General features: G+C 61.9%; 11 protein-coding genes. 7 read left to right on the top strand and 4 right to left on the bottom strand.

Features of this window, described 5'->3' with window-relative positions; genetic code table 11:
- Positions 1-78: 78 nt before the first annotated feature.
- Genes otnK (AR689_RS22505) through AR689_RS22475 form a run of 7 tightly spaced genes read left to right on the top strand, consistent with a single transcriptional unit; the run spans position 79 to position 6,499 of the window.
- Positions 79-1,362 (top strand): 3-oxo-tetronate kinase, encoded by a 1,284-nt coding sequence (gene otnK, locus AR689_RS22505; protein WP_197412979.1) that lies wholly within the window; start codon positions 79-81, stop codon positions 1,360-1,362.
- Positions 1,349-2,515, top strand: a complete 1,167-nt coding sequence (locus AR689_RS22500; protein WP_062073963.1) for a lactonase family protein — start codon at positions 1,349-1,351, stop codon at positions 2,513-2,515. The genes otnK (AR689_RS22505) and AR689_RS22500 overlap by 14 nt, the downstream gene beginning before the upstream one ends.
- A 12-nt stretch (positions 2,516-2,527) precedes the next feature.
- The gene (locus AR689_RS22495; RefSeq protein ID WP_062073962.1) at positions 2,528-3,883 is read left to right on the top strand and encodes a TRAP transporter large permease subunit; all 1,356 of its coding nucleotides are present in this window, start codon (positions 2,528-2,530) and stop codon (positions 3,881-3,883) included.
- Positions 3,884-3,904: 21 nt separating this feature from the next.
- Positions 3,905-4,186: a hypothetical protein gene (locus AR689_RS22490; protein WP_062073961.1), complete on the top strand. Its 282-nt coding sequence runs from the start codon at positions 3,905-3,907 to the stop codon at positions 4,184-4,186.
- Between the two features lie 10 nt (positions 4,187-4,196).
- On the top strand, positions 4,197-4,910 hold the full coding sequence (locus AR689_RS22485; protein WP_062073960.1) for an aspartate/glutamate racemase family protein: 714 nt from the start codon (positions 4,197-4,199) through the stop codon (positions 4,908-4,910).
- Positions 4,907-5,533: a 3-oxo-tetronate 4-phosphate decarboxylase gene (gene otnC / locus AR689_RS22480; protein WP_062073959.1), complete on the top strand. Its 627-nt coding sequence runs from the start codon at positions 4,907-4,909 to the stop codon at positions 5,531-5,533. The genes AR689_RS22485 and otnC overlap by 4 nt, the downstream gene beginning before the upstream one ends.
- 42 nt (positions 5,534-5,575) lie before the next feature.
- Positions 5,576-6,499, top strand: coding sequence for an AEC family transporter (locus AR689_RS22475; protein ID WP_062073958.1), 924 nt, complete (start codon positions 5,576-5,578; stop codon positions 6,497-6,499).
- A 39-nt stretch (positions 6,500-6,538) separates the two neighbouring features.
- Here AR689_RS22475 and AR689_RS22470 read toward each other — a convergent pair whose 3' ends face one another.
- The 4 genes from AR689_RS22470 to AR689_RS22455 form a co-directional block, all read right to left on the bottom strand.
- A complete protein-coding gene (locus AR689_RS22470) occupies positions 6,539-7,537 on the bottom strand; it encodes an amidohydrolase family protein (RefSeq protein WP_197412978.1) in 999 nt (332 codons plus the stop codon).
- Positions 7,538-7,674: 137 nt separating this feature from the next.
- Entirely contained in the window at positions 7,675-7,977 is a 303-nt protein-coding gene (locus tag AR689_RS22465; RefSeq protein ID WP_062073956.1) for a putative quinol monooxygenase, read from the bottom strand.
- A gap of 43 nt (positions 7,978-8,020) precedes the next feature.
- Positions 8,021-9,298 carry a 3-oxo-tetronate kinase gene (otnK, locus tag AR689_RS22460; RefSeq protein ID WP_062073955.1) on the bottom strand — a complete coding sequence of 426 codons (1,278 nt, stop codon included), beginning with the start codon at positions 9,296-9,298 and terminating at the stop codon, positions 8,021-8,023.
- Positions 9,295-10,011, bottom strand: a 717-nt coding sequence (locus AR689_RS22455) for a hypothetical protein (protein ID WP_062073954.1), incomplete at its 5' end; no start/stop codon positions are given. The genes otnK (AR689_RS22460) and AR689_RS22455, both read right to left, overlap by 4 nt.

Below are 10,011 nucleotides of genomic sequence, written 5' to 3'. Positions count from 1 at the left end.
GTGCACGCACATTGCCCAACTTCCGGCAGGAGGCCATGCGTCCGTGTCCGGAAACCCCACGAAATGGTAGGAACAACAGTGATAGGTGTCATCGCCGATGATGTGACCGGTGGTACTGACGTTGCCGTCGCCTTCCGACGTGCCGGACTGGCAACAGTCATTCTGTTCGGCTCGCCCGATTCGGAGACGATCCTGCCGTACCATGACGCTGTGGTCATTGCATTGAAAACAAGGACCCTCCCGGTAGACGACGCCGTCGCCGAATCCCTGCGCGCCGCAGAATGGCTCAAGAACCATGGCGCCTCACAGATCTATTTCAAATACTGCTCCACCTTTGATTCCAAACCAGAAGGCAACATCGGCCAAGTAGCCGACGCACTGGCTGATCTCCAAGGTTCCCGCCTGACGGTGGTTGCTCCCGCCTCGCCTGAGCACCGCCGCACTCAGTACATGGGCAACCTGTTTGTCGCTGAACAGCCACTGGCCGAGTCTCCGATGAGCCACCACCCCCTGACGCCGATGACAGATTCCAACATCGTCCGTCTGCTCAGTGCCCAGACGGAACGCCCCGTAGAACTCGTCACCCAAAAAACGGTTCGTGCAGGCGCCCGGGCTATTCGGGATCACCTGGATGAGATGGCCGGCCGCGGAGTCCGCTATGCCGTCACAGATGCCATTACCGCTACAGACCTGCAAGCCATCGGTGATGCCTGCCGCGACGATGTATTGGTCACAGGCGCCGCCGGACTGGCAGGGGGACTTGGCCGATCTCTGGCGGGGAACCGGGGACACAGCCAAAGCCACGAACAGGACCCGGTCGGAACCGGGCGGGCGGTCGCTTTGGCGGGAAGCTGTTCGGCCCGAACCCGGGAACAGGTCTCTTACATGCGCGAGCACGAACCTTCGTTCTTCCTCGACGCTGTCGCAAAGCCGGACCCTGTACAGCTGGCAGAGTCGGCCCTTGCTTGGTTCGGGACACTGCCTCATGACGCCAGGCCGCTGATCTACTCAACACTCGAACCCGCAGAGCTGCGCCGGACCCAGGAGATTCTGGGCACCGAAAGATCCTCCGCCATCCTCGAACAGGCCACCGGTCTGATTGCTCGTGGGCTCGTTGAAAGGGGCGTGCGCCGAATCGTCACCGCCGGAGGTGAAACCTCCGGTGCGGTTGTCCAAGCATTGGGCGTCCAGGGTGGGACCATCGGAACGGAAATGGCACCCGGCGTGCCATGGATCTACACCACAGGGGAGATTCCTATCGCTTTGCTCTTGAAATCCGGCAACTTTGGGGACCCCAGGATGCTGGCGCAAGCTGTCCACTCGGATGCTAACGCGGGGGAGGCCAGCCTTGCGGGTCACTGAACTTGCCTATGTTGGTTCACGAACCAGCGTGCTGCGCGAGGGGCGCGGCAGCGGGCTGGAGGTCTTTGAAATCCTCGACGACGGACGCTGGCTCCCACGGCAAACGGTGGGCATGGACAACCCTAGTTTCATGATCCTCAGTCCAAGAAGCACACAGCTTTATGTCGCCCATGGCGACGGGAACCAGATCAGCGCCCTGGAGTTGGACCCTGCGAGCGGACGCATCGATTACCGCGACACGGTTGACGCCGGGGGAGTGAACCCGGTCCATTTGGCACTCAGCCCGGACCAGCAGTTTCTTGTGGTGGCCAATCACAACAGCGGTACGGTAGCCAGCATCCGGATACTCGCGGATGACAGCCTCGGTCCGGTATCAGGTTTGCTGTCCTTCAAGGGCGAAACCGGGCCGCACCGGCGTGATCAAAACAGTTCCAAACCCCATCAGGTGGTCTTCGACGCCACCGGTTCGTACGCATTAGTCCCGGACAAAGGTTTGGATTCAATCTTCACGATCTCGATCGACAGCACCGGATCCCTGACGTGGCACCAGGACCGGACCATACGGTTGCGGGAAATGTCTGGACCACGGCACGTGGCGTTTTCACCAGCCAACAACTTTGTGTACTCGATTGAGGAATTTCTTTCAACGGTGACCACCTACAGTTGGGACGCCGCCACCGGAACACTTCGCCCAATCCAGTCCACGTCCGCACTGCCCGACTCTGTGACCGGCGACAGCCGCGGGGCCGAAATCGCGGTCAGCGCCGACGGGAAGCATGTTTATGTCTCCAACCGCAGCGGTCCTGGAGACCATTCACCCGGTGGTGAGTTCCCGGACACTATCGGTACGTACGATGCCGATCCAAAAACAGGCCGTCTTGGCCCCGGACGCTGGACCGAGACCCACGGTATCAGGCCCCGTTTCTTCTGCTTGGACTCCGACGCGGGGGCATTGCTCGTGGCCCACGAACGGGGACATTCCATCGCAGCCCACCCTTTGGATCCAACCACGGGAACTCCCGGTCCGCCGGAGTTCCGCGCTGCCACAGGCAGTCCCGTCGCGATCTTGAGGCACCGCCTCACCGTGTCCGCAGAAAACGGCAAGCCGTCACCAGAGCACTGCGTCGACGCAGACCGTTCGTCCACTCTCTAGAAAGGAGATGACGTGGGAATCGCCGTCTGGGCGCTGATCGTCTATCTCATCACCATCCTTGTTTGGGCCACCGTCGTCAAACGGGGCATCGGCGAGGCCATGATCGTCGGCTTCCTCGTACTGTGCCTGTTTGGCGGAGCCGACTTCTTCGCACTTCTGGGCACAGGCCTCGGGGAAGCCTTCAAGCAGCCTGTGGTTTTCGCGGCGATGTCCTTCACCTTTATCGGATTCGTGCTGACGCAGACCGGCATCATCCACCATCAGGTCCATATCCTGAACTCCATGCTTGGCCGACTCCGCGGCGGCGCAGGATACGTCTCCACCCTCGCCTCTGCAGGTTTCGGGGCGCTGACCCACTCAGCGTCTGCGAATGCAGCCACCATCGGATCAGTCACGATTCCCTGGATGGAACGCTCAAACTGGCCCAAACACATCGCCTCCTCAGTCGTTGCAGGAAACTCAGGCAACGGCACGGTGATCCCGCCCAGCGCCTCTTATCTCATCCTCGTGGGGCTCGCCACCGTAGGGCCGAACATCGACAAGAACGCCACCCTGGTAGCAATGTTCGTGGTCGCCGGTTACTGCGTGCTGTGGAGATTGCTGTGCATCTTTTATTTTGTGCGGCGCTACAAAATTGCCAAGGTCTCCGGCGAGGAACTCATGCCGCTGCGTCGGTCCCTGAAGCAGGGGTGGCGATCATTGATCGTCTACCTAGGCATAGCCGTGCCGATTCTTCTTACCGTTGGCGTTGGCGCTGAGCTCATCGCCAGTCTGCTGGGCGACAAGGGATCCGATGCCGTCAAAGCGATCGACATCCTGCTGTGGATCCCTGTCCTGCTGGGCATCCTCAGCCTCATCATTGGTCGTAAGCAACTGCCGTCCACACCGCGTGCTTGGTACACCTTCATCGCCAGTACAGCTCCACGGTTCAAGGACATTGGCGCAACCTTGGTCTTCTCCTTTGCCGGTAGTGCAGTCCTTCTAGCCCTTGGACTGGACAAGCAGCTGCGTGATGCCCTCACCGGCCTGAACGCGCCAGCCATCGTCACAGTGCTGATCATTGTGGTGATCATCGCCCTGGTGGGTGGTCCGCTGAGTGCCACGGCCACGGCCGCGACCCTTGGCGGCGGTGCGTTTGCAGTCCTTGTGGCAGCAGGAGTTCATCCGGCCTTGGCTGTTTGCGCCATCATGGTGGCCATCTCCACAGAAGGTGCGTCCCCGCCTGGAGGTCCGTCCATTTTCATCTCTGCGAGCATCGCGGAAGTGAATCCTGCCAAAACGTTCGTGCCGCTGGTGGTGTTCTATGTGGTGCCGTTCCTGATCATTCCCGTGGTGGTGGCGTTCAACTTGCTACCTATTCCCCACTAGCCGGACCAGAAAGGCTGTTATATGTCTTCCCAAAAAAACATCGACGCCGGCCCCGGCTTTGGGCCGCGCCGCAACGCAATGATCCGTGTCCTGACCATGGTCTTCGTTGCACTCCTGGTAGCAATGCTGCTCTTGGGGACGGTGCTTGTCCTGCTCCAGCTCGCGGGGTTGCTGATCGGTAGCAGTGACTTCATCATCGGGGTGTCCAAGACCTTGGGGCCGCTCACGTACTGGGTCGCTGCTGCCTTTGGAACTTTTACCCTCATCCTTGCCATGGCACATGGCTGGAAATCCGCCGACTAGGAGACGCACCGTGACCCATCATCAATCCAACCCGCTGATCTCGCTGATCAGTGCGACCCCGGTGGCGATCCCGCCCGCGACCGGGGCTTTTCATGAGGTTTTTCCTGAAGCCAGGTTATGGAACCTACTCGATGACCGCCTTCTCGACGACGCCACCGCCCAAGGGGGCGTTACGGAGGGGCTGGCCGAACGCATGACCCGCTTGATTCGCCACGCCGAAACAGAGGGTGCGGACGGAATCCTTTTGACGTGCTCCATGTACGGGCCCATCGCCGAACGGCTGGCAGCTGAGCTCTCCATTCCGATCTATGCCCCCGACGCGTCAGCGTTCAAGGCCGCTCTATCCGGCGGATACAAACGCATCGTGCTGCTGGCATCCGCCAGGGGCCCGCTGGAAGACGCGCTGGAGCGGTTCTCGGCTGCAGCCGCCTCAGCCGGTCAGGACATCGCCGTCACCGGCATCGTTGCCGAGGGGGCAGCGGCAGTCGCAGCGGCCGCAGACGCGGAACGCTTGTGTCGCGCGCTCGAGGCGGCCTGCACAAGTCAGGCGGATTCTGATGCCGTCCTGCTGGCCCAGTACTCGCTTTCCCCGGCGGCCGAGCCCTTGGCCGCGGCCCTCGGCAAACCGGTTCTGGCGGGCCCGAAACTTGCAGCAGCCACCCTACGGTCTCAACTGCTGGGGAATTCAACCCCTGCAACGACCCCCAAGAAAGAGAATGCATGAGCACCGAACGCCGCCTCCGCGAAAGCGTCGTGGACGCAGCCCGATCCATCTTCAACCGTGGCCTGACTCACGGCCGAACAGGCAACATCAGCGTCCGCTGGGGTGACGCCATTCTGGTCACCCCGACAGGCAGCAGCCTGGGAACTGTCCGGCCGGACGAGCTCTCAGTCATTGACGCCGCTGGACTGCATGTCAGTGGCAATAAGCCCTCCAAGGAGGCCTTCCTGCACGCGGCTGTCCTCCGGGCCCGTCCGCAGGACTCTGCAGTGGTTCATACCCACTCGACATACTCGGCCGCCGTCTCCTGCCTGGAGCACACCGCGACCGGCAGCGCCATCCCGCCGCTGACGGCCTACTTCGCCATGCGGGTAGGCACCCTTCCATTGCTGCCCTATCACGCACCAGGAGATCCGGCGCTGGAGGGCCTGGCCGAGGCTACAGCTGCCGAACACCTTGCCATGCTGCTGAGCAACCACGGCCCCGTCGTGGCAGGCAAAGATGTGGACAGTGCCATGGATGCACTTGAAGAGCTTGAGGAGACGGCCAAGGTCTACCTGCTCCTGCACGGACGCACTACGCGACCACTCACGCCCGAGCAGGCTGCCGCTGCCGCACGAATCTGATCTGTGGCTCCTGTTAAGGTGTCCTGCACGGACGGGGGCTGAATGGGCGGGGTTTTCGCAGGATTCGCGCTCGTCGGCAGCATTATCCTGGTTGGCTACGTGGCTGGACGGGCTGGCATCGCCGGCCCGTCAGCTGGGCCGGTCTTGTCCAGGATCGCCTTCTTCATCACTAACCCGGCGCTCCTCTTCACCATTTTGGCAGGCTCGGAACTCGGTGACATCTTCTCTGCCCTGGTGCCCTTGGCCCTTGCTGCGGCTGTACTGACGTGCCTTCTTTACTGGGGCCTGAGTGCCCTGTGGTTTCAGCGCAAGGGCGCAGAAGTCGTTGTGGGCGCCATGGCAAGCTCCTACGTCAACGCCAATCACATCGGGATTCCCGTCGCGGTCTACGCGATTGGCAACGCCACTCCGGTTGCCCCGGTATTGCTCGTGCAGTTGCTGGTGCTCTCGCCACTGTTTCTCCTGCTCCTTGACCTCACCACAGGACAGAGGCCCACGCTCAGATCGTTGCTCGCCCAACCGGTGCGGAATCCGATGATTATCGCCTCATTTCTCGGGGCCGTTGTGGCCTGGAGCGGGCTGGAGCTGCCCCCATTGCTCTGGGATCCGCTCAAGGTCCTGGGCGGGGCGGCCGTGCCGCTGGTCCTGATGGCTTTTGGTATGAGCTTGCCCGGAAGCAGGCCGTTGCGGCCCGGTGGCGCTCGGACCGACGTATTGGTCGCCAGTGGACTCAAAGCCGCCATCATGCCGGCGCTGACGTTTGTCCTCGCCCGCTATGTCTTCGCTGTGGATGATACGCAAGCGTTCGCTGCCGTGATTATGAGCGCCCTGCCGACAGCCCAGAACGTGTTCCTGTTTTCCAGCCGCTACGACAGAGGCGCCGCTATCGCCCGCGACTCAATCCTGCTCACCTCAGTTGCTGCCATACCTGCCGTGGTTGCCGCGGCGTTGCTGATGGGCCGGTAGCCCGGGCACGGCAGCGGCTCCGCGCCCGGGTTGTCCCAGTCAGAACCCGTACAGCTTTTCCGGGTTGTCCACAAGAATTCTTTTACGGTCCTGTTGTCGCGGAACCCATGACGCAAACAGATCCACCATGGCGGCATCATCAGGCATGGGCACCTCACCCCGGGATGCCGTAGGGTGGGGCCAGTCGCTGCCCCACAACATGCGCTCAGGGGCTGCCCGGGCAAAAGCCGAACCAATTGCGGCGCGGTCGCTGTAAGACGGGGGTCCGACCGGTGATTCGTGGTAAACGCCGGAGAGCTTAACCCAGGTGGTTCCCTCATCGATGAGTCGAAGAATGGCAGCGTACGCAGGATGCGCGGTCCCTGCGGCTCCAGGTATCCTGCCCATGTGGTCGATGACCAGCTCGGTGGGCAGGCCGGTGATACGAGCAAGGTTTTCCTGGATTCCCTCTGCCGTCATATGGATCTGCACATGCCAGCCAAGGTCTACAACACGTTCGGCCAACGGCCGGATCAGTTCCGCCCCGGCGCCACCCGGGCGGGTGAGGTTGAAGCGGATTCCGCGGATTCCGCCGTCGTTCATTTCCCGTAGTTGCCCGTCCGTGAAGGTGTTGTCGATCACCGCTACTCCACGGGCATCCCGGAGCCCTAGCTGTGCGATGGCGTCGAGCGTGCAGCGGTTGTCTGTGCTGTAGTTCGACGGTGTGACGACCACCGTGCGCTTGGTGCCTGTGCGGCGTTGAAGGAGACGGTAGTCGGCAACTGTTGCCTTGGGCGGCGGAGTCGCGGTCGGCAAGGGATACGGGAATCTGTCGGGATCGAAGACGTGCATATGGCAATCCGTGGCCTGCCCGGGGACCCGATAGGAAGCCCTTTCCGTTCCGGCAGAAAAGGGCGCCGGCCTCTCGGACGTGGCGTGCGCTGCGGCCCCGCCGCCGGCCGCCAGGGCCACGCCCGCCAGGGCCCCTTGGACCAGTGTGCGGCGGTTGAACGAACCGGCGGCGAACATGGGTGAATCCGGCCGTTGACGATTTATCATTGAGTCTCTCCTTTGAGGAATGCTGCCCTGTCTCGAAGCTAGTGAGGTGGGCCACATCAATCATCGGATAAAGTGGTCGGCCAGTCAACCACTTTGCGCACAGGTGGTGACATCACTCTGGACGCCGGGCCGTTTTTCTAGAAGGACGCGATCATGGGGCCGCCGGTTTCCCGCTGACTTCCAGGGACGACGACGCGTGTGGAGATGTCCTTGTAGGCCAGAAAATGCGGGGCTTTAAGGTGCTCTTCCTCAAAGGCGGCACGATCGGTGTAGAGCTCGTAGAGGGCGAAGGTGTTCGTTCCGGCGCCCAGCTCGATGACATCGAAGCGAAGGCACCCATCTTCATCTCTGACAGATAGCTCGGCGTTGCGCGTGATGGCCTCCAGAAACTCTTTCCGCCCTTCGGGCTGTACCTCCAGAGTGACCCACAGACTGTACATCGATGTTCCCCATTCCCTTCGTGGTCAGTTGATGGGAAACAGGCTATACGGCCACAGTCGTTCGGGGGCTCACCGCTTGGACGAGGAAGTCGACGTCACCGAAGTTTCCTGATTTCAGGAGTAAGGCCAGTGGACCGTTGTGTGAGGTGTGAATCCAAGGGACACCAGGGGCAGCCTCGGAACCGATCAGTCCGCCGTTGACGTGGAGTGCCGTCACCACGGAGCCTGAAGTTTCGCCACCTGCGACAACCACCCGCTGCACCCCTCGCCGCACCAGTCCACGGGCGATGAGGCCCATGGCTGTCTCCAGAATTTCAGCCGAAGCGGTGACCCCGAGCCTGCGCTGGGATTCACGGAGCTTCTCCGGCGGCAACGAAGAGTAGATCAGCGGGGCAGTGCCGGGCTGTTGCTCGTCGTACCAGGCCAGGGCGGCTTCAGAGAGCAGGGAAGGGTCCGGTACGGCTACGGCATCGAGCTGAAATGACGGATGTCCACCGGCCTGCATTGCTTCAATTTGCTGGAGTGTGCGGGCGGAACAGGATCCTGCCAACGCGACGGCCGGGCCGTCGTGGTCGGACCCGTCATCGACGAGGGTCGGCTTGCGTGTGGAGGGCTTGCGTTCGGCGATTGCCGTTGCCAGCCCGCCGGCGAGACCAGCCGCTCCGGAAACGAAGGGATGATCAATGACCACCCTGCCTATGGTGGCAAGGTCGCTGGACTCAACTGCATCTACCACGGCATAGGGGATTCCTGAGTGTTGCAGACCGTCGATCGCAGCGGTCAGTGCCTCGGTTCCAGTATGGACTTGCTGCAGGGTTACCAAGGAGACGGCGCGTGCTGTTTGGGAGCGAAGAAGTTCCGGCACGCGCGCATCCGTCATGGGCGTCAAAGGGTGATGACGCATGGGTGAGTCCGACAGGAGCTGATGGTGGACGAATAGATGACCGTTGTACTGGGTGCGTCCGTGCGAGGGTGAGCTGGGCACCACGACGGTAACACTGCTGCCGGTCAGGTCCGCCAGGGCATCATTGACCGGACCGATGTTCCCGGCCGGGGTGGAATCGAACGTTGAACAGAACTTGAAGAAGAGTTGCTTCGCCCCGGCGTCCAGGAGCTGCCGGCCCGCATGCAACGACTGTGCCACAGCTTGATCAGCAGGGAGGGTTCGGGTTTTGAGCGCAATGACCACGACGTCGGCACCGTCGTTGCCCGAGACGACATCCGGGACGCCGAATTGGATCAGGACGCGGAGTCCTGCGCGGCGGAATGCGACAGCAACATCTGTGCCGCCCGTGAAGTCGTCGGCAATGACACCGATCATCGTGTACCTCCAAGAATGGTGCGGCGAAGTGCCGCGGCTGAGCTGATGGGCCCGGAGAAAACCGGTATGCCTGTGGTGGATTGAAGTTCCTCGGCCGCGGATGCCAAGGAATATTGGGCGAGCAATACGGCGTCGGGAGGCGACGGCTGTTCCTTGACCACTGCGGCCAGGGCGGTGACGAGCTCCTCTGTGCTGCCGTGCAGGGCAGCGGGCTTTGCTCCCGGAACAACGGCACCGCGCGTCTCCACCGGAATGCCCCGCCCGGCAGACTCGTTGATAAAGCGGTTTATCGCGACGGTCAGCGGCTGATGGTCGCTGGCGAGCACCAGGACTGATCCCGGGACCTGTACGAAGAGGCCATCCAGTGCCATCGCATCAGGGTCGAGCAGCGGGACCGGGCATTTGACGGTGTAGGAATGAACAGCCGTTGCATATACGGGGCACGTGAGGAGGACAGCATCCGCGCCTTCAAGCACCGCATGGTTGATCAAGCGGTGCATTCGCTCGGCCAAGGACCCTGTCACACCTCGAACGTCCGCATCTTCCTGCAACTGGTCATCGAGAATGTTCCACAGCCGCGCTTCGGGGAACCCTGATTCAAACGCCTCATTGGCTGGCCCAATGGCGGCCGGGTTGGCGCTGATGAGCGCAACCAGCGGACGCGTCTCTCCGGAGGACATGGTGTCTTCTTCTTCTGCTTTGTGGGCCCAGTT

Origin of the sequence: Arthrobacter sp. EpRS71 (genome assembly GCF_001512285.1) — a bacterium.
In the GTDB taxonomy this organism is placed as follows: domain Bacteria; phylum Actinomycetota; class Actinomycetes; order Actinomycetales; family Micrococcaceae; genus Arthrobacter.
This window is presented reverse-complemented; position numbering and strand designations above follow the sequence as displayed.

Excerpts from the sequence above, each read along its gene's own strand:
- AR689_RS22490 (WP_062073961.1), top strand. The coding sequence starts at position 3,905 with ATGTCTTCCCAAAAAAACATCGACGCCGGCCCCGGCTTTGGGCCGCGC.
- otnC (WP_062073959.1), top strand. The coding sequence starts at position 4,907 with ATGAGCACCGAACGCCGCCTCCGCGAAAGCGTCGTGGACGCAGCCCGA.
- AR689_RS22475 (WP_062073958.1), top strand. The coding sequence starts at position 5,576 with ATGGGCGGGGTTTTCGCAGGATTCGCGCTCGTCGGCAGCATTATCCTG.
- AR689_RS22470 (WP_197412978.1), bottom strand. The coding sequence starts at position 7,537 with ATGATAAATCGTCAACGGCCGGATTCACCCATGTTCGCCGCCGGTTCG.
- AR689_RS22465 (WP_062073956.1), bottom strand. The coding sequence starts at position 7,977 with ATGTACAGTCTGTGGGTCACTCTGGAGGTACAGCCCGAAGGGCGGAAA.
- otnK (WP_062073955.1), bottom strand. The coding sequence starts at position 9,298 with ATGATCGGTGTCATTGCCGACGACTTCACGGGCGGCACAGATGTTGCT.